Consider the following 19,548-nt stretch of genomic DNA (forward strand, 5'->3'; position numbering starts at 1 on the left):
ATGCAAGTATACAGGTATGGATATAAGCAGGCTGATCGAGTTTATGGTAAATAGTACAAACCGGGGGTATAGTAAAATTATACCATGACAATTAGTATATTTTTACTATGCCGTATAGGGTTAACATGGGTTAATCACCCTTATGTTACTGTTCAATTCGCTGAAAATCTGCGATACCTATATTCTTCTTACATCAAATAACGGGCAACGGTCTCATGAACCGTACGGTTTCCCGGATACCGGTATACTTGTATTTATATAGACATTGCTGCACCTGATCGTAAACATGACGAAGCGGCGAATAGCCCTGCTCTATATATTAATTGTATTTCTTTAGTCGTTTTATACACTTCGAGATAACATTTACTGAAATGTGATGGCGAAGTTGATCGGCCGTTTCTGATGACAATGGATGTTGGGATGAACTTTATTTACCATACGGAGAGTTGTAGCCGTTATACTGCCAGCGATGGCGTGTCTCTGTTGGGGCAATTGCCGTGACCAAAACCGGAAGATGAGCAAGAATGTGGACAAATGGAGATTGACAGAAGTATTTAAGCAATAGGACATTGGCAAACGCTTCTTCGTTTTCCGATCATCTGGCAAAAAAATTGCAGAACAAATGAAACCCGGTAAAACGGTATACTTTTTTATAGTTAAAAAAGAATCCTTGTAAAAGATTTTTGCATTAATTATTTCAGGGATTTCAGTAAGAAAACACAATTAAAAACAGAGAGTAGTATGGCCTACGGAGTTTCAAGTGTTAAATTGCATTATAAAACGGAAACTGTGGAATCGCTGAAAGACCTTCACCACGAGTCAGTGAACCTCGCTTTTCAGGAATTACGCCCCTCAATACATCAAATCATTGACTGGGTGCAGCAATGCCGGAACAGCAAAATCAAATCCTTTATGCAAAAGGATGTGGTGATTGATTTTTTCAGAGAGAACATGCAGGCTCAACTCAGCGAACGGAAGTATGAATTTCTCTCGCGCGATCTTAAAGAGCTGATGCTGTCGCAGGTTGATCTCGTACATTATTCATCGGTTATTACCGAGCTGAAAGAATCGCCCGATAAACCAGAGCCGGTGGAACATTGTAACAGCCTGGTAATGGATGAACTCTCCACCATCTTCAGAAAGTATATTTTCTAGTATTCAGTTTAATTTACAACTCATATTATCAACAAAGAGTATAGCAGGTCTATACTCTTTGTTGTTTATAGTGGTTTACGATTCTATCGTAAAGTATATCATTGTTGCATCGTGCATCCTTCTGCGCGAGATGATTTCTATTCGATCTGTTAAATAGTAATCGTGTCGTGTATACATTTCTTTCCGGAGAAGCGCCAGTGGTTATAAAAATCCCGATCGTGGTGCTGGAATCGGAACGTTTGCTTAATTTAAAACCCGATATGTCTGGTCAGACCCAACCATTACGCTATCGATTATGAAAATAGGAATCGCTGCCGACCACGGAGGTTTTGAGCTTAAAGAAGTGATCAAAACGTTTCTCCAATCCCGTCAACATGAAGTAAAAGATTTTGGTGCTGCTGTCTTTAATGATAAAGACGACTATCCCGACTTTGTTGTGCCGCTTGCACAGGCTGTTGCTTCCGGTGAAGTAGCGCGTGGTATAGCGGTATGTGGCAGTGGCGTAGGTGCTTCCATCGCGGCCAATAAAGTGGCCGGTGTACGGGCAGCATTGATAAACGATCACTTCTCGGCTCACCAGGGCGTAGAGGATGATGACATGAATTTACTCTGCCTGGGCGGACGCGTTACGGGAACTGAAGCCGCCAAAGAATTAGTTATAGCATACCTGGATGCAAAATTTACCGCTGCCGAACGCCATCAGCGCAGACTGGAAAAAGTAAAGCGGTTAGAAAAATAAATCTTAGTATTACATAAAATCTTATCTATATAACAATGCAAGGCAATTCTTATCTCTTAGGCATGGTCGGTCTTGGTACCATGGGACGTAATCTTCTTTTAAATATGGCAGACCATGGATTTAAAGTGGCTGGCTATGATAAAGATGCAACGAAAGTAGAGCTCCTCGGTAAAGAAGCGGTGAAGGGTGACGTGAAAGGATTTACCTCTCTGCAGGAATTTATAGGCAACTTGCAAAAGCCGCGTGCTGTTATGTTGCTGGTGCCTGCCGGTAAAATTGTAGACGCTGCTATAGCCGAAATTGCTCCGTTACTCGACAAAGGAGATCTAATTATAGATGGTGGTAATTCTCATTTTACAGATACAAACCGCAGAGCAGAAGAGTTAAAGAATAAAGGACTTCACTTCTTTGGTATGGGTGTATCGGGCGGAGAAGAAGGTGCGCGCAAAGGCCCGAGCATGATGCCGGGTGGCGACCCTGAAGCCTATAAAGTAGTGAAGCCTATATTTGAAGCGATCGCAGCAAAAGTAAAGGGCGATCCGTGTGTTACCTATATCGGCCCGGGTTCAAGCGGTCACTTTGTAAAGATGGTACACAACGGTATTGAGTATGGCCTGATGCAGCTTATAGCAGAGACCTACGAAGTAATGCAGAAAGGGTTGAACCTGCCGGGCGAACAGATCCATACTATATTTAAAGAATGGAACGATGGCAGGCTGCAGTCGTTTCTCATCGAGATAACACGCGATATATTTGCGTTCAAAGCACCAGGTGCCAGTCATTTGTTGTTGAACGACATCAAAGACGAAGCAAGATCGAAAGGCACGGGTAAGTGGACATCACAGGTAGCCATGGACTTACAGTTGCCGATCCCTACTATCGATACAGCCGTTTCCATGCGCGATCTTTCCAGGTATAAAGCACTTCGCACCAAAGCATCTGCACTCTATAAAGACAGTGGCTTGAAGTTGAATGTTGATCAGGTAGCCTTTGTGCAGTCATTGGAACAAGCCCTGTATTTCAGTACCGTGATTGCTTACGCACAAGGTATGCACCTGCTGTCGCAGGCATCGCAGGAGTATGGCTATAATTTGAAGATGGATAGCATTGCACTGATCTGGCGTGGCGGATGTATCATCCGTTCTACCTTCCTCGAGGATATATACCAGGCGTATAAGAAAGATACACAACTGCCGCACCTGCTGCTCGATGGCGGTATAGCACAAAAAGTGAACGGTGCTGTGGCGGGTATGCGTACCGTTGTATCGGCTGCTACGGCAGCGGGTATAGCGATACCTGCGTATACAGCTTCGCTGAGTTACTTCGATGCATTCCGCAGCGAGCGTATGCCATCGAACCTGATACAGGCACAACGCGATTACTTTGGTGCGCACACCTACGAGCTTATTGGCAAAGAAGGTGTATTCCACACGCAATGGTTCACAAAATAAATCCGGCCTTTACCCTACGATCAACCCTACGTATAGCATGAGTTCAGCTACCGACTCTCTTAAAACACAGCCCGCCATCTTTTTTATTTTTGGTGGCACGGGCGACCTGACTTCACGTAAACTTGTTCCGGCTCTCTATAATCTCTTTGTAGATGGATGGATGCCGCATCACTTCTCTATTGTGGCCATGGGGCGCACCGCATTTACCGATAATCAGTTTCGTGAAGTACTGCTGAAAGATATAAGTCAATTTTCGCGCAGCGGTAAACCCCAAAAAGAAAAGTGGGATGCTTTTGTACAACATGTATACTTCCAGGTATCGGATATAAACGAATCGAAAACATACGAGGAGCAGGGCAGGCGCATTGCTGCTTTTGAAAAAGAAGCAGGCGCCACGGCAAATGTGATCTACTACCTGGCTGTAGCTCCACGGTTCTTCAGCACAATCGCTGAAAACCTGGCGAAGCATAAACTCGCGGAAGATACATCGCGTTCGCGCATTGTGATCGAGAAACCATTCGGGCATGATCTGGAGTCAGCAAAAAAACTGAACCAGTTACTGGGCAGTATATTTTCCGAGCAACAGATATACCGCATTGATCATTATCTGGGCAAAGAGACGGTGCAAAATATACTCGCCTTCCGGTTTGCCAACTCTATATTTGAGCCGCTGTGGAACAGAAACTATATTGATCACGTGCAGATATCGGTAACCGAGCAACTCGGTATGGGTAATCGCGGTGGTTATTATGATGAAGCCGGGGCGCTGCGCGATATGATTCAGAATCATATACTGCAATTACTTTGCCTGGTGGCGATGGAACCTCCGGTAAGTTTCGAAGCAGACAAAGTGCGCGATTGTAAAGTAGATGTGCTGCACTCCATGCGCAAATTTAGTGCGGAAGATATCAAGAAGAACGCTGTGCGCGGCCAGTATAGCAAAGGGTGGATAGAAGGAAAAGAAGTACTTGGCTATCGCGAAGAGCAGGGAGTAAATCCGCAGTCGAATACAGAAACCTTTGCCGCGATAAAATTCTTTGTCGATAACTGGCGCTGGCATGGTGTGCCGTTCTACCTGCGCACGGGTAAACGCATGCATCAGTCATCATCGGTTATCACGATACAATTCAAAGATGTGCCACACATGATCTTCCCGTCAGAAGCCGTGGAAGGCTGGCAGCAGAATCGTCTTATCATCAGTATACAACCCGAGATGAGTGTGCGCCTGCAAGTACAGGCTAAACGTCCCGGGCTGGATATGACCTTGAACCCGGTAGACATGATCTTCGATTACAACGGTACGTATACGGGCGATACACCGGAAGCTTACGAAACATTATTACTCGATACCATGCTGGGCGACCAGACGCTCTTTATGCGTGGCGACCAGGTGGAAGCTGCGTGGGATCTGCTCATGCCTATACTCAATGCATGGGGTGGCAAGAAGAGCCTCAGCTTCCCGAATTACTCGGCCGATTCATGGGGACCAGAAACTGCTGAAGCGTTAATAGCGCAAGATGGTTTTCACTGGTTCACGTTGCCGCTGAAGAATGAGAAGAAAAAATAAGAATAGAAAGCTTAAAGCAGAAAGTGAAAAGCTTAAGGCTATAGCTAAGTACATTTAGCTTTAAGCTTCCTTCAGAACAGATATACTATAAAGAATGATTCACGTTTTTGAAACTCCGGATATACTATTAACAGCACTGGCCGATCAGGTTACTGCACTTGCTAAAGAAGCTATTCAAAAGGAGGGAAGATTTTCATTTGTATTGTCGGGAGGAAGTTCTCCGAAGAAATTGTTTGAGTTACTCGCGTCAGATATATACCGGAACAAGATCGAATGGTCGAAAGTATTTTTCTTTTTTGGTGATGAACGTTATGTACCGGCTGATCATCCTGACAGTAATTTTCTGATGGCGAAGAAGGCATTGTTCGATGCATTGAACATATCGGAAGGACAGATCTTCCGGATGAAAACAGAACTGGAACCGGAGCAGGCGGCACAAGCGTATGAAGATGATCTGCTCGCGTACTTCGGTGATAAACCCGTGCGTTTCGATCTGGTATTACTCGGTCTTGGCGATGATGCTCATACAGCATCACTGTTTCCCGGCACAACCGTTATACACGAAAAGGAATCGCTGGTGAAAGCGCTATATATTGATAAGGTAAAGATGTATCGCATTACAATCACTGCGCCTTGTATCAACCAGGCTGCGGTGGTAGCGTTCCTGGTATACGGACCTTCCAAAGCGGAAGCGTTGCATCATGTATTGGAAGGAGAACAAGATGTAGAAAAGTATCCGGCCCAACTGATCCGCCCGAATGGAGGAATGCTGCATTGGTATCTGGATCAATCCGCGGCAAGACAGTTGAACCGGAAGTAACTATGGACAAGAGAATGTCGGCTATGTTTTCTTGATCACTTTATAGCGGGCTTCCCCAATGGAAAGTATATAGGTGCCCTGTGCTATATTGGTCAGATCAAGTGTAATATTCTTATCCTGCTCGCTCACCGTTTTTTCTATTACTACTTTTCCCGCCAGGTTGGTGAGCGATATGGTTTTTGCCTGGTGGCTTTGCAAGTTGATGGTCAGTTTATCCGTAAAAGGATTGGGAGATACAGTAGCTGTTTTCTCCAGCGAAACTTCACTGCCGGTAGGAGTATAGCGTAACGTATCTGACATTTTGTAACAACTGCCCGCTGTAACCGCTACACTATATTCGCCAAATGCTATCGGTATAATTTCGGCAGATGTTTCTGCAGCCAATGGAGCGCCATCCATATACCATTGGTATTGCTGACCTTCGTGATGCGCTGTATATAATTTATTATCGGTTGATATTATATGAGGTGGTGCAAGCGAATCAATCGTAACGCGTATAGTCTGTGGTAATGTTATGGCAGGACAATCGCCTGTGCCATACCCGGCTTTGATAGCGATATCAAATATACCACTGTGTAGCAAGCTATAGTCGAGGTCAAGCGCTGTCGTGCTGCCGGCTGCAAGCGTTCTTGCAGAAACCGGCCGATCGTTATAGAAAGCCTGGTACCCTATATCAGCTTGTGTGCCTTCCAGTGTTACGGGCACATTGCTCTCGCAGGCATCGGTTGCTTTTGCAGCCGTAATAGCCGGAGCATCGGGTCTGTTGAGGATAAGCGTGAAGCGGTTTTCGCTGGCGCGTGCATCATCTGTAACAACAAAGGTATAATGCTGACCACTGGTGATTTCCACTTGTTTATTCAGCAGGGCATCGTTCAAATATACTTTAGTGCGTATGTTCTCGATGCCATCAAATGTCAGGGTATAATTTCCGCGTGCAGCCTGGCGGATATAGAGCGGTATACTTTGCTTACAAAAATCTGCCGAGCGTATATTGATGGCCAGCGCTATACTATCCGCAGAAGCCGATGATAAATTAAAATAGGTATTCTCCTGCTTTACGGCATCTTCATTTTTGTTATAGCGGTCGCTTGCGGAGTGGCCCAGTTGAATATAGGTTTCATCGGTAAATATACCGTTGCTCAGACTGATGGCGATTGCTTCCGAGGGTTCTTCGCGATAGAAGGATGCATCGGCAGTATACTTGGCATTTTCAGTAATGGTAATAGCCGGAGCACTTGAGGTGGTTTGCACCCAGAATGATTGACCGGGGGCGATTATACCGTTGGCCAGGTTTCCGGTGGTTCCGTTCCATACGCGCCAGCGATACTCTGTTCCGAAATTCTCACGTATATATACTGTGTTACTTACATTCTGAAATATACTCCACCGTGTATCGGCAGCGCCAGTCCATTGAATCGGCGAGGGGTACGGATTGCCCAGCAGGTTCCATCCGTTATCCTGTCCTAATGTGCCACCGGTAAGTGGAAATGTATAGCTGCCCTGATGTGGCACCCCGGTAGTTTGCCACGTGGTGGTGTTGGTACCTTCGCGCACAAAGATGGAGTATCCTTTGCCGACACGGAGTGTATCGGTGTTCGATCCGCCTTCTGCCGGAAAGCCCAGCCAACCGCCTTCGGGTTCGTTATAATAAAATAGCGATGCGGCTGTTCCATTTATACCATCACCCGTGCTGTGCCCGGTAAAGGGACCGGTAACCGGTATATATTGCTGCATATCGGCAACGCTCATCGCTTTAATAGGTGATGCTATATACCGGTATATTCTGCCTTCGCCTTCCATATAGCGTTGATAAGTAATGGTGCCGGTAATTTTAGCGCCTGCCAACAGGGGGCCTATACGCGCACTGCCATTTTTATCAGATACCAGCGTCAGGTTATTATCGTGGCAATTAAGCTCGCCTTTTGTAAGCGTTATCAAACCTTTCACCTTTACCGGGCTTTGTAAATGAAATTGAGCACCACCACCGGATGATAAGGTGATGTTCTGCAGACTGTCTGCTGTATCGTGGAATAAGAGATTGGACGATGTTGCAGAGGTTGTTTGTATGGTAATGTTGCTGCCATTCACTGCAATCTCTCCGGTTTCTCCGCCGGCATTTACAGCCACTTTGCCGGAGAGTATCAGATTATTTTTATCGAGCTGCAGCAAGGCGCCCGTATTGAGTGTAAGGCCGCCACCGCTTGTGTTGCCGATGCGTAAGGTAGCTGGTGTGCCGGTGCTGTTCTCCAATTGTAGTTGATCGCTATAATCCAGCGTAAGTTCGTATAGCGACAGATCGGTATCCGGATTTAAGGTAAGCGTGTGACTTCTTCCTCCTTTAAAAGTGATGGAGTATAACTGTCCCGCTACCGGACTCTCTGAACCCAGAAAGCTCATATTTCCCTCCACCGAAATGATAGACTTGTTGGCATCGGCACCTTGTATGGCTACATCTTCATCAATCATCAGATTGCCTTTTACAGCAATAGAACTCAGCGGTAATGTTTTGGTAGTAGCCGCTGTAGTCAGGTGTAAATTTCCATACGCTCCGTTGGGCACTGCGCACGTTACATTAAAATTTACGGTTGACGTTGCTGCTAATGTACCCAGTGTTGGGATCGTTGTGTGATTCATGTTGATCACCGTATTGTCTTCTGCTTCCAGTATACCGGTAACTGCTTCATTGAGGTTTAGTGTTATACCGGAGCCTGCAATAATTTTGGAGCCGGTTCCGCCAGCATTCCACGGAGCAGTAACAGCAACATTGCCGCTGCGATTATAGATATAGAAGTATTCAAAAGGATCGGTGAAGCTTGTGGGAGCAGTACCCTGTCCGTTGGGTTGCGTGCCCCAGGTAGACAAGTCCTGTAAATTGCCGGATGCTTTTGAGTAATACGAAACCGGTGTAGCGCCTGTGCGGTAGAGCAATGTATCCGGTATAGTTTGTTTACCAAGACCCGTGCCGCTTCCGGGCGGATCGTAAGTAACAGCCAATGTTTGTGCGAGACTGTTCGCATAGAAGTATTCCACACGAATAGAGTGTTTGCCTGTTGTGGTAAAGTTTACCGTTTTGTTTCTCTCGATAGCACCATCGTGCAGGCCATCATTGTCTACTTGCAATACGCCATCGATATATAGCCTGCTGCCGTCATCCGACCGTGCGTAAAATATATAGTTACCTGTTTGATTGATCTTGATAAAGCCTTCAAAGGCAAATACAAATTTTATATCGCGGTTGCGTACGGAGATATCAACGTTACTCACGGCACCTTGTTTCACCGGTGTTTGCTGCGTGCTGAAGAAATTGGCGAGTGTAAAATTATCGGGCACTACCAGTGGTTCATAGTAATAATATTGCAAACCATGTTGAGGACTCAGTGTAGTAACGGCCAGTGCTTCTCCCGGAAAATCCGAAAAATTACCGCGTGCATCCATAGCACGCACGTTTACCAGGTAAGCGGTGCCCGGTGTAAGATTATAGAAAGTATAACTTGTAACAGTTACGGTATCCACTATCGTTGAGCCGAGGTATATTTCATAACCTGCCACCTGGTCGTCATCCGAAGAAGGATCCCATTGTATCGATATCTGTGTATCTTCTATATCTGTAGCTACCAGGTTTGCAGGAGGAGCCGGCTTGGTGGTATCGCTCGGCATTGTAATATTTACTTCGGTTGCAGCAAATTTACCATCGCCACCACCGGCTGAACGGACACGATAAAAGTAACGTGCCATCGGACGGAGCCCACTGTCGTTATACGTTGTTGTGTTAGCGGGTACTGTAGCAATAAGTTTATAGGGCTCACTTGTATAGCCATTGGTGGTGCCGCGGTTGCGCCATATCTCGAAGTATTCTTCATTGGTGGAATTATCGGTCCACTGAATTTTTACTTCTTTTTCAGATATAGCGGTAAGCGCTCCTGAAGTGAACGATGGCGGAGTTGGCCCAACGTGCGGGCTGGTGTACGTTACCGTTATAGTGGGCGAAGGTAAACTCTCGCATCCTGAATTTTCTTTTACGCGCACACCAAATATACCGGCTTCTGCTGTGGAGCCCACCGTACCAGAGCCTGTAAGGAAGTGTGCAACTTTTGTATTGGTAGTGGTGGTATCAAACACAGCTCCGTTCTTATACCAGTAGTATTCCGGGAAACCTTCCGGGGCTATGAGCTTCAGTGTGTCATTTTTAGTGCCGTTAAAATCTATGGGTATAATACGGGTGCCAGTGTTGGCAAGGTCGGGAGTATAAGTGGAGGCAGACTTAGGTGTGATCTGCACCGGGAAAGATTCATCCCACTCAGTATCGCTTCGCTTGAACTTTACTGTGTAGGTGCCGGGCTGGTTCAAGGTATAGTATCGTGTAGTAGCACCGGCTATGTCGCTACCATTGAATGTCCATTGATAGCCGCTAAAGCCTTCTGAAAATCCAAGCTTTATCGTGCTGTTGGCACAGAGTTCCGTTTGTTGACCGAATACATATATATTCTTTTTATTCTGTGCGAGTATCCACGAAAAGAAGTCTGCTTCGTTGTATGCTGTATTCCAGGTATCGTGACCGAGCGATGGATATATAGTATAGGTTGGATTAGCCCCTTTGCTTTTCAGTACATCGTAAAGATCGCGCGAAGCTTGTGGCAGCGGGTTGGTATCAAGGCCTCCCTGGTACATGCGGATCGGCATCGTTACAAGTATATCACTCATCGTATTGTAGCTACTGCCTACACCCGACATGGCTAACATGGCCGCAAAGAGATCGGGGCGTTTCGCGGCAGCGTCCCATACACCTTTTGCGCCATTGGATAATCCGTGTATTACAATACGATCGCGGTCTGCATTATAGTTTTGAATGAAGTATTCCACGATACCGATCGTCATGCGCATGTTGGCGCTCAGGGCACCATTATCCCAACCATTTTGCCAGCTTGCGCTATAGCTTACCTGTGGTATAATTACGATGCCGGGAAATGCTCTTGGATCAGACGGAGTGCGCAGCACAGCCGCTACATGCGAAGGGCCAGCGTGTGCTGTGTTGGTGCTGTTGTTGTCGTATTGAAGATCGGAGGGAGTATATTCATAATGACCTTCCCACGCGCGACCGGATTCTCCGGCTCCATGCAGCATGAGGATCAGCGGATATTTTATACTTGTGTTGTTCTTGTTATACCCGGCAGGGAAGATGACGCGGAAGTTGAGAAACTCATTTACCACCGACCCTGTACTTTTCCAATACGTATATTCCCGCAGCAGTGACTCATTGGCAAAGCTGGTCATTTTATAGTAATGGCCGAGTTGATTATTGCGGAGGGTATATCCACTGTCATAATGAATAACGGTTTGGGCAACGGTGGTATAGGCTGATGCAACCATCCACCAGGCAGCAAAGTACTTCGGTAAATTTTGTAATGACATAGAAGTTTAAAACCCGTTTATGATATAGCCAGTGTAATAGCAGGATGTACCAATAAAGCCAAGACTTATTGTGTTACTGCGCTTACTGTATATGTATCTGAAAAACAAAAAAACAGGATAACAGAAGCGCTGTACTTTCCCCCACTTCTGTTATGTATATAGATATAGTGCTCTGAAACTGTTTGGACTTTTACTGAAAGAATCCCCGCTATCTACCCCTACCGTTGTAACCCTCTTTCCATGTATATATATCCCTTTGTTTTAGAGCATAATTGTCAGTCTAAAAAACTGTACCAGCGGAAATCAGTGAACGATGGGGACATAGAAAAAATAAAGAAGGACGCGGTTTTTCAGTATTCATCTTCCGACAGGTGGATGAGGGCTTCTTTAACCTGCAGCATTGCTATAGCTATAGCATGGGCATGCGGTTGTGGAAATCCTCAGAAAATATACCGGGATGGGTATTTAATATCTCAAATAAAAAGGGCCTCTTGCGGAAGAGACCCTTTTAGATTGCCTTTGCAGATATACTACATATACACTATACTTCGCATACATTTATCCGAAGAGGAACTCGATGTCATCGCGGGAGAGGTTTTTCACAAACCCGGCATCTTCGTGGATCAGTTCATCTGCCAGCATTTTCTTTTTTTCCTGCATCTGCAGAATCTTTTCTTCCACCGTGTCTTTGCAGATCATTTTATAGGCAAAAACTTTTCGCTTCTGACCGATACGGTGAGCGCGGTCAATTGCCTGTTGCTCGGCAGCCGGGTTCCACCACGGATCAACCAGGTATACATAGTCGGCTACGGTAAGATTCAATCCTACACCTCCGGCCTTTAATGATATAAGGAATGCTTTTACTGATTCGTCTTCGGTAAATTTTGTTACCTGCTCTTTACGCTTCGGCAGCGATGTGCTTCCGTCCAGATAACAGAAGCTTATACCTTCTTCTTCAAATTCCTGTTTGATGAGCTGCAGCATTTCAGTGAATTGCGAGAATACCAGCAGTTTGTGGTTACCTGCGTTTTCCTGTACTTCACGAATAAGCTCTTCGATCTTTACGGAACTCTTCGGAATCTCCTGGCCCGGCAGTGGTTCAATCATAGACGGATGATCGCATATCTGTCGCAGGCGCAGCAAACCTTCCAGTACATATATACCCGAGCGCTCCATTCCTTCTTCGTCAATGCGCTTCAACAGGAGGTTACGGTAATTATCGCGATATTCATTGTAAAGTTTACGTTGCTCGGCATCCATGGTGCACCACAACACGGTTACGGTTTTGTCGGGCAGATCTTTCGCCACCTGCTCTTTCGTTCTTCGTAATGTAAACGGATGGATGAGTTTTTTCAGGTATTGTGTTTTTTCCTTACTGCCAAATTTATCAATAGGTTGTGCAAATTCGCGATTGAAAAATTCACGTGAACCCAGCAGCCCGGGGTTGAGGAAGTTGAACTGTGCATACAGATCGGATGTATTGTTCTGCACCGGTGTACCACTCAGTATAACTCTGTTTACCGAACGCAGTTGCTGCACAGCGCGCGTCACTCTGGCATCCGGATTTTTTATAGCCTGGCTTTCATCGAGTATAATATACTGCCACAGAAAACCGGTGAGGTTCTCCAGGTCGTTGCGCACTACCCCGTACGTTGTAAGCACTACATCATATTCGGAGAAATGCGTTTCTGTAAACTCGCGCTGCAAACCATAATAGGTATAGTGCTTGAGCGTAGGACAGAATTTTTGGATCTCGTTTTCCCAGTTAAAGATCAGCGAAGTAGGGCACACTACGAGTTGTGTACTGCCCGGATATTTTTCCTTGAGAAACTGCAGGAAAGATATAGTCTGTAATGTTTTACCAAGCCCCATATCATCTGCCAGACAGCCGCCCCAGCCGAGTTCATCCAGCGACTGTAACCAGTTGAAGCCGGATTGCTGATACGGACGCAGTGCCGCTTTTATCTCGGTAGAGAGCGGTGTTTTCTGTATCGTGTCGTAATCGAGCAACTTGCGCTTGCGTAATTCTATATCCTGCTGCACCGTATTGTCGTCACTCTTTTCAAGTATATCTTCCAGCAATGTATAGTGCAGCTTGCTTACGCGAAGTGTACCGTTTTCTTCCGTTCCGGTGCGTAACAATAAACTATACTGACTGATCCACTCCGCAGGTATATGCCCCAGTGTTCCGTCTTCCAGCATGATGGTATCCTGGCGATTCAGTATTGCTCTGCGAATCTCTTTCAATGATACGATATGTTCACCCCACTGTATAGTAACCTTCAGGTCGAACCAGTCAATGCCGCTGCTGGCTGTTATCGAGAAGCGCGGTATATGTGTTGTATATCTGAATTTTTTCAGCTCCGGTAAACCATGCACGGCATAGCCTTCCTGTTGTACCTTGCGCATCATGGTAATAAACCATCCATGCTTCATTACATCAGCGAAAGGCAGGTAATAGTATAGATTGTTCCGCTGGTTGGTAAACGAACTGTGCAGCGTGCGCAGGTACTCGTATAGTTTTTTCTCTTCGGTGGTGTTGCGTTGAATAACTTTTACATTGTCTGCTTCACCGGTTACGTGATAACGTTCATCGCTATAGTCGACTTCCACTTCGTTGTAAGCAAACTGAGGTTTTATCATCAGGTTACTTTCATTCAACTCGCTGAGCATAATGCGTGGCGTAAGCTCGGGGTTGACTATATCTACCTTTAGTTTATCGCTGATGGTAACTTCATATTTATCCAGCCACGGTATAACATAGCGCCTGATAACATCGGCCTTCTCTGCCAATGGAAAGATAAGCGGACCATTGCGAAACATATCGATCAACGTCAGGGCCGCAGGCTCGGCCGGTAAATATAGTGCCCCGTCATTCTCCAGTATAAAACCTGCGAGTAGACGCGGGTTTGCTTTCTTACCATCGAGCCACACGATCATTGAAAGCACAATAGAATCTCCGTTACGATCTACATTGAAACTGAAACGTGCCGGTTCTTTGCCAAGCTTTACCGGTTGCTGATGATAGCTGAGAAAGCGACCGTTCTTCAGTATAAAGATGGATGGCCAGTTGCTTAGCGTTGGCCAGAGTTTATGCAACAGATCGATATAGTGCTTGCGCAGATTCAGTAATTCTTTTGCGGATACATGCGCCCATGAGCCGGAGTGATTACGTATAAAACGATTGCCGGTGCGCGTCATCCACTCCAGTAGCTGCTGATCAGAAAATTCCAGCAGGTCTTTGTAAAGCTCTTCCTTCAGTGGCTGTAAATAAGCGAGTCCTTTTTCTACTTGCAGCGACACGCGTTTATACTCGGTGACTTTGCCATTGGAATATATAAGTACAGGCTCCAGATCGAACCGTGTAGATTTTCCTGAAACAAAGTTGAACAGAAATCCTATTTCATAATTTATTACTGTGCCGGCCGGCAAAGTAGGGCGCACAGTTTTCTTTTGTTCAATTCTCTCTTCGTCAAAAAGCATGGATATTTTTTTCGCAGCGCAATGATGCGCAGGGCTTATTTTTGATAAAAACCGATGGAAGGATTAATCAGGGATAACTATCAAAATCGCGAATGCGTCACTGTCGTCTCCTTCATTCCGGCCCCAAATATAACAGGTAAAAGGTCTGGTTGAAAAGCCCGCGGAGATATCTTGCAGCGCACTGATTGTGTGGAGGTTGAGAGATGAGCGAAGCGATTATGGATGCATCACCGGAAGGTGGTGAAAAAGAAAAACAACACCATCACCCGCAGAAGAAAAAAATCAACGTACTCCGGCCGGTTGCCGGCAATTGCACAGGAAGGAATAGAAAATAAAAAAGCTTTCCGTAGACAGCGGAAAGCCTTTTTAAATTGCCAATCTCTCTTACTTCAATCCATAGAGCTCAACATGAGCTTTTTCATCTTTGCGATTGGGCAACGTTCTGTAATTAAAGACAACTTTCTTTAAATCCTGATCTTTGTTTTTCAGATCGATCACGCGTGTTTCAGATCCGGCTTTCAATTCATTGCGAACCGATAGCTCTTCCGTTGCGCCTGATTCATAATATACCATTACACTTTCAATATTGATTGGTGCATCAGTAACTTTCAATTTGATAGACTTGAATTTATCAGCACCCATCACTATGATCGATTCATTTTCTTGCTTGAAGTTTGCTTTTACTTCACCGATCTTATGCCAGCCCGGTTTGTCGCTGGTAACTATACCCGGATCCTGGGCCATTACATAGTGCGCAGCAAATGCCAGGAAAAGCACGGCTGCTATCATTCTCATATTTTGTTTCATAGCCATCTTTATTTAGTGATACAAGGTGGTCATTAAAAATCCATACCTATATACCGGATGCATGAAAACATCATGGCACGAATTTTATCCATAAGCTTTTACTGGTTACTCTATTCCCCAGTTATGATTGGGAGCATCGCCCATGTTGAGTATAAGACTACCGCCCTTCACTATATCAGTATGACGAAAGCGGAATGACGAAAGCGGTTTGTTGTTGAGTATAGCGGATTGTATATAGCGGTTCATGCTGCTGTTGTGCTGCGCTTCTATACGAAAGGCTTTGCCCGGGTAAAAGGCCGGGTTCAGTTGAATGGTAACGGCATCAAATAGAGGGCTGCCAATTTCGTAGTAGGGATCTTCTTCGCAACCGCCTGTCATTTGAAATATACCCATCTTCATCAGCACACTCAGCGTACCCATCAATCCCTGGTCTTCTTCTCCGCTATAGCCGGTATAGGGCGATAGGCCGCTGAAGACCTGGTTCACTACTTCGCGACTCCAGTATTGCGTGAGCCACGGTTTGCCGGTATAATTGAATATATAGGCTACCTGCATAGAGGGCTGGTTGGAGTAATTGAGCCACGTACGTTTGTTGCTTACAAACTTCGGATTCTCTTCCGGGTGCTCGTTGCAGAAGCGGTGCCAGGCCGATAGTTCAAATTGTTTGTTGAGTCGTGCGGTAGCCGTATCGTTGCCTCCCATCAATTGAAAAAGGCCGGGCAGGTCATGAGGAGCAAACCAGGTAAATTGTGCTGCATTACCTTCTACATAGCCGTTGTCGTATAGCAGGGGATCGAACGGTTCTTTCCATTTCCCCAATGAATCTTTGGGTTGTATAAAGCGCGATGCAGGATTGTATAAATTCTTATAGTTAGTGGAGCGTTTCAAAAAGTAGTGATAGTCATTTTCTTTATGAAGTGCTTTGGCGAGTTGTGCGAGTGTCCAGTCCTGGTAGGCATACTCGAGTGTCATGCCGGCACCATCTTCGTGCTGGCCATATTGTTTTTGCGTAAGCGGGTAGGGTACGTATCCTTTTTCGATATATACTTGAACACCACCACCCATCATCGTGTTATGTTCATAGCCCGATTTACTCATAATGCCACCGGGCATGTGGTTTTTGCGCAGTCCTTCGTAGGCAAGCTTAATGTCGAAGCCGCGTATACCTTTTTGCCAGGCGCTAACAAAGAATGGTGTGGATGATGCGCCCGTCATTACAAATGTATCATTACCCCCGGACGGACCCCGCGGTATAAGTCCTCCGTTTTTATAATACTCCAGAAACGAATTGCAAAACTCCTGCGCGATCTCCGGGTATACCAGTTGCCAGAGTGTATTTAACGTCCACTGTGCACCCCAGAAAGCATCGGAGTTATACATGTTGAATTGTGGTTTGCCATCTTTCCCCACCGGTAACTGGCGTATAACTTTTTCTTTGCCGGTGAGGTCGGTGTATTTTCCATCGGCATCGCTTATTATTCTTCTGCCTTGTATCGATCGCCAGAGATCGGTATAAAAGCGCTGCTGCTGTTGCAGTGTTCCGCCTTCTATAATAATGCGACTCAGCAATTCATTCCATCGCGCATCCGCTTGTTTTACGATCGCATCAAAATCCCAATGCGAAATTTCCAAAGTTCGGTTACGGGCAGCACCGGCTTCGCTGGTAAAAGATATACCAGTCTTTAGTAGCACGGGCTTGTTAGCAGCATCTTCGAGTATAACAAGTATTTTTCCGTTGGTGCCATCCCACTGTTTTATATCGTGGGTAAGTATACCATCGTGGTATAACACAATGGATTTTATTTTTTTGTCAAATATAGTGGAGAAATATACCGGGCACTCTTTGGGTCTACGCATGGTGGGGCCATTCACCATATATCCTTGAATCTCGTAATCGCTGATCTGGCGAAAACCACCCCGCAGTATATCCGAAGGGCCAAGGTGATTGCCGAGCTCAAATACAACGCCTGCGCTACCGGCCGTGGGAAATTGATAGCGGTGAAACCCCACGCGATCAGAAGCAGTGAGCTCTGCCCGGATGCTATAGCGATCGAGCAGAACAGCATGATAACCGGGTTTGATCGTTTCGTGTTTATGAGAAAAGTGTGAGCCTTTATTTTGCACCACCGACTTGAGCGATGCATCTGTAAATGTTACTGGCATAATTGAAACACCGGCCAGTTGCCACTCATGTATATGAGTAAAACCGAGAATGGTATCTTGTGCATAGCGATAACCGCTGTCCCACTCGCCCCCTATATTGGTATCCGGAAAAAGATTGACCATGCCGAACGGACGACACGCAGAAGAGAAATAGAACCACCGGCTATTGGCTGCATCAAGCAACGGATATACCAGGTCTGCCGGGCGTTGCTGAGCATAGAGGTAAAACGGAGAGAGGGTGATGAGAATTAAAAGATACTTTCGCATGTTCATTTCTTCACGGGGTCAACAAGGGAGATTATATTTTGTATAGCAGCGTCTGTGCTGTAGTCTGTGCAATGCTGTAATATAAGTGCAGGTATAGCAGGAGCGGGGTATATATTCAATGCCTGTAGTTGCACGTGGGCGGCATCGTCAAACACAAAGGCCGGACGATAGTCGCTGGCGTCCAGCTGTACCGTTATATTTTTCATGCGTATGCCATCAGCATGCCGTGTATAGAATGCCCATGCGGGCAGTTCGCCAAACATGCTGAATTCCGGATACTCGTCTTCCCGCTCGGGTACCTGGGCCAGGCGGCTTACCGGTATATAGGCCATGCCTTTGGTGGCTCTTCCCGGATAGGAAATAACAATATCCTCCAGTAGTATATTTTCAACAGGGTTACCGGGCAGACCTGTAATGGAAGCGGGGAACGGGTTGTGAAAAAAGGGCAGGTCGGGGCCGCGCAGATCATACGCTTCATCCGGACGGCCAAAGGGTATCTGTGCTTTCACGTTCCGGATAGTAACATTTCGCAGTATACTTACCCGGCTGTCTTTGTTACGATGGCCGAGTCGCAGAAATATAGCATTGCCCGTATTGGCAGCATCGATATCGGATACCTGTACATCTTCCAGTATACCTCCGTCTACCGCTTCGAGTGCAATAGCCGAACGATAGGTGTCGTATACAGTGATATGCTCTATACGAATATTGCGGAAGCCACCACGGGAAGAAGTTCCAAACTTTACAGCGTTGGCGCTGGATCGCACAGTGCAATGGGCTATATATACATCTTCATTCAGCTTGTCGGGTTGTTCAGATTTCAGGCATATACCATCGTCTGCAGCATTTACAAAACAATGTGTAATGGATACATGCTTGCAGTCGCTGATGTCGATGCCATCGTTGTTCCAGTAGGCTACACTATTTACTTTTATACTGTCAATGGAGAGATACTCGCACTGATCATAGTTCTGCACCCACGAAGCAGAATTACGAATCGTTACCTGTTGTATCGTTACCTGTTTGCATGCGCGAAAGTCTATAATTTTGGGGCGTGTTCCCGGGCGCATGCGCCTGTAATTATAACTGGAGTCAATGCGTATACCGGCATGATGCAGACTGTCGATGGCAAGTGCGAGTGCAAGTCCCTGTCCATCCAGTGTACCTTTACCGGTTATGGAAATATTCTGTTGTCCGTCAGCCATGATCAAACCATATAGCGGACCGAGTGATCTATAGTGCTGCGGATCGGTGCTGCCAAGCAATACAGCCTTTTCGTCCAGCCAGAGCGTTGTGCCGGATTTCAGTATAAGTGTACCGCTCAGAAAATTGCCGGCCGGTATCACCACTACTCCGCCTCCCTTGGAAGCGGCACGATCTATTGTTTTTTGGATAGCGAGAGTATTGAGAGTTTTGCCATCGCCCCGTGCACCAAAGTCTGTTATGAAAAATCGTTTTTGTGCAATGCCTGTAAAGCTGAGCAGCAGGAGAAGTATACCCGTTAAAAGATTTTTTTCCATCGTCATGGCGCAAGGGTTTTCAGGTGCTATATCCGGATATATATTTTTCGTTTGTCGAGCCACCAGCCCGCGAGCCAGCACATAAGCATAAACCAGATACCAGTAAGCAATGATCCGAACGGCCCAGGTGTAATTTGCTGGAAGATGGCTTTGCTGATCCACTCAAA

11 protein-coding genes are annotated in these 19,548 nt (G+C 46.0%); 6 read left to right on the top strand and 5 right to left on the bottom strand.

From position 1 onward, the window contains the following. The first annotated feature begins 741 nt into the window (after positions 1-741). The 5 genes from VIN08_RS11005 to pgl all read left to right on the top strand — a co-directional run bounded on the left by VIN08_RS11005 (position 742) and on the right by pgl (position 5,732). Positions 742-1,155 (top strand): hypothetical protein, encoded by a 414-nt coding sequence (locus VIN08_RS11005; RefSeq protein ID WP_331964519.1) that lies wholly within the window; start codon positions 742-744, stop codon positions 1,153-1,155. Between the two features lie 295 nt (positions 1,156-1,450). Beyond that, a complete protein-coding gene (locus VIN08_RS11010; protein ID WP_331964521.1) occupies positions 1,451-1,894 on the top strand; it encodes an RpiB/LacA/LacB family sugar-phosphate isomerase in 444 nt (147 codons plus the stop codon). Positions 1,895-1,929: 35 nt separating this feature from the next. After that, positions 1,930-3,345 (top strand): NADP-dependent phosphogluconate dehydrogenase, encoded by a 1,416-nt coding sequence (gndA, locus tag VIN08_RS11015; RefSeq protein WP_331964524.1) that lies wholly within the window; start codon positions 1,930-1,932, stop codon positions 3,343-3,345. A 37-nt stretch (positions 3,346-3,382) separates the two neighbouring features. Continuing rightward, entirely contained in the window at positions 3,383-4,912 is a 1,530-nt protein-coding gene (zwf, locus tag VIN08_RS11020; RefSeq protein ID WP_331964527.1) for a glucose-6-phosphate dehydrogenase, read from the top strand. A 94-nt stretch (positions 4,913-5,006) separates the two neighbouring features. Further along, positions 5,007-5,732, top strand: coding sequence for a 6-phosphogluconolactonase (gene pgl, locus VIN08_RS11025; protein ID WP_331964530.1), 726 nt, complete (start codon positions 5,007-5,009; stop codon positions 5,730-5,732). Positions 5,733-5,753: 21 nt separating this feature from the next. On the opposite strand, the gene VIN08_RS11030 is transcribed toward pgl, so the two are convergent. Continuing rightward, a complete protein-coding gene (locus tag VIN08_RS11030) occupies positions 5,754-11,141 on the bottom strand; it encodes a fibronectin type III domain-containing protein (protein WP_331964533.1) in 5,388 nt (1,795 codons plus the stop codon). Positions 11,142-11,699: 558 nt separating this feature from the next. After that, a complete protein-coding gene (locus VIN08_RS11035) occupies positions 11,700-14,624 on the bottom strand; it encodes a DEAD/DEAH box helicase (RefSeq protein WP_331964535.1) in 2,925 nt (974 codons plus the stop codon). Between the two features lie 203 nt (positions 14,625-14,827). On the opposite strand from VIN08_RS11035, the gene VIN08_RS11040 reads away from it, so the two are divergent. Continuing rightward, the gene (locus tag VIN08_RS11040; protein WP_331964538.1) at positions 14,828-14,959 is read left to right on the top strand and encodes a hypothetical protein; all 132 of its coding nucleotides are present in this window, start codon (positions 14,828-14,830) and stop codon (positions 14,957-14,959) included. A gap of 49 nt (positions 14,960-15,008) precedes the next feature. On the opposite strand, the gene VIN08_RS11045 is transcribed toward VIN08_RS11040, so the two are convergent. The 3 genes from VIN08_RS11045 to VIN08_RS11055 all read right to left on the bottom strand — a co-directional run bounded on the left by VIN08_RS11045 (position 15,009) and on the right by VIN08_RS11055 (position 19,387). After that, positions 15,009-15,431, bottom strand: a complete 423-nt coding sequence (locus VIN08_RS11045) for a hypothetical protein (protein ID WP_331964541.1) — start codon at positions 15,429-15,431, stop codon at positions 15,009-15,011. A 105-nt stretch (positions 15,432-15,536) separates the two neighbouring features. Further along, the gene (locus tag VIN08_RS11050) at positions 15,537-17,861 is read right to left on the bottom strand and encodes a GH92 family glycosyl hydrolase (RefSeq protein ID WP_331964544.1); all 2,325 of its coding nucleotides are present in this window, start codon (positions 17,859-17,861) and stop codon (positions 15,537-15,539) included. Positions 17,862-17,863: 2 nt separating this feature from the next. Next, positions 17,864-19,387 (bottom strand): glycoside hydrolase family 28 protein, encoded by a 1,524-nt coding sequence (locus tag VIN08_RS11055; RefSeq protein ID WP_331964547.1) that lies wholly within the window; start codon positions 19,385-19,387, stop codon positions 17,864-17,866. Positions 19,388-19,548: the final 161 nt, after the last annotated feature.

Origin of the sequence: Ohtaekwangia sp. (assembly GCF_036568665.1) — a bacterium.
In the GTDB taxonomy this organism is placed as follows: domain Bacteria; phylum Bacteroidota; class Bacteroidia; order Cytophagales; family Cyclobacteriaceae; genus Ohtaekwangia.

What these genes read in the sequence shown, in the direction of transcription:
- pgl (WP_331964530.1), top strand. Translation starts at nt 5,007, where the DNA reads ATGATTCACGTTTTTGAAACTCCGGATATACTATTAACAGCACTGGCC.
- VIN08_RS11040 (WP_331964538.1), top strand. Translation starts at nt 14,828, where the DNA reads ATGAGCGAAGCGATTATGGATGCATCACCGGAAGGTGGTGAAAAAGAA.
- VIN08_RS11055 (WP_331964547.1), bottom strand. Translation starts at nt 19,387, where the DNA reads ATGACGATGGAAAAAAATCTTTTAACGGGTATACTTCTCCTGCTGCTC.
- zwf (WP_331964527.1), top strand. Translation starts at nt 3,383, where the DNA reads ATGAGTTCAGCTACCGACTCTCTTAAAACACAGCCCGCCATCTTTTTT.
- VIN08_RS11005 (WP_331964519.1), top strand. Translation starts at nt 742, where the DNA reads ATGGCCTACGGAGTTTCAAGTGTTAAATTGCATTATAAAACGGAAACT.
- VIN08_RS11050 (WP_331964544.1), bottom strand. Translation starts at nt 17,861, where the DNA reads ATGCGAAAGTATCTTTTAATTCTCATCACCCTCTCTCCGTTTTACCTC.
- VIN08_RS11035 (WP_331964535.1), bottom strand. Translation starts at nt 14,624, where the DNA reads ATGCTTTTTGACGAAGAGAGAATTGAACAAAAGAAAACTGTGCGCCCT.
- VIN08_RS11010 (WP_331964521.1), top strand. Translation starts at nt 1,451, where the DNA reads ATGAAAATAGGAATCGCTGCCGACCACGGAGGTTTTGAGCTTAAAGAA.
- VIN08_RS11045 (WP_331964541.1), bottom strand. Translation starts at nt 15,431, where the DNA reads ATGAAACAAAATATGAGAATGATAGCAGCCGTGCTTTTCCTGGCATTT.
- gndA (WP_331964524.1), top strand. Translation starts at nt 1,930, where the DNA reads ATGCAAGGCAATTCTTATCTCTTAGGCATGGTCGGTCTTGGTACCATG.
- VIN08_RS11030 (WP_331964533.1), bottom strand. Translation starts at nt 11,141, where the DNA reads ATGTCATTACAAAATTTACCGAAGTACTTTGCTGCCTGGTGGATGGTT.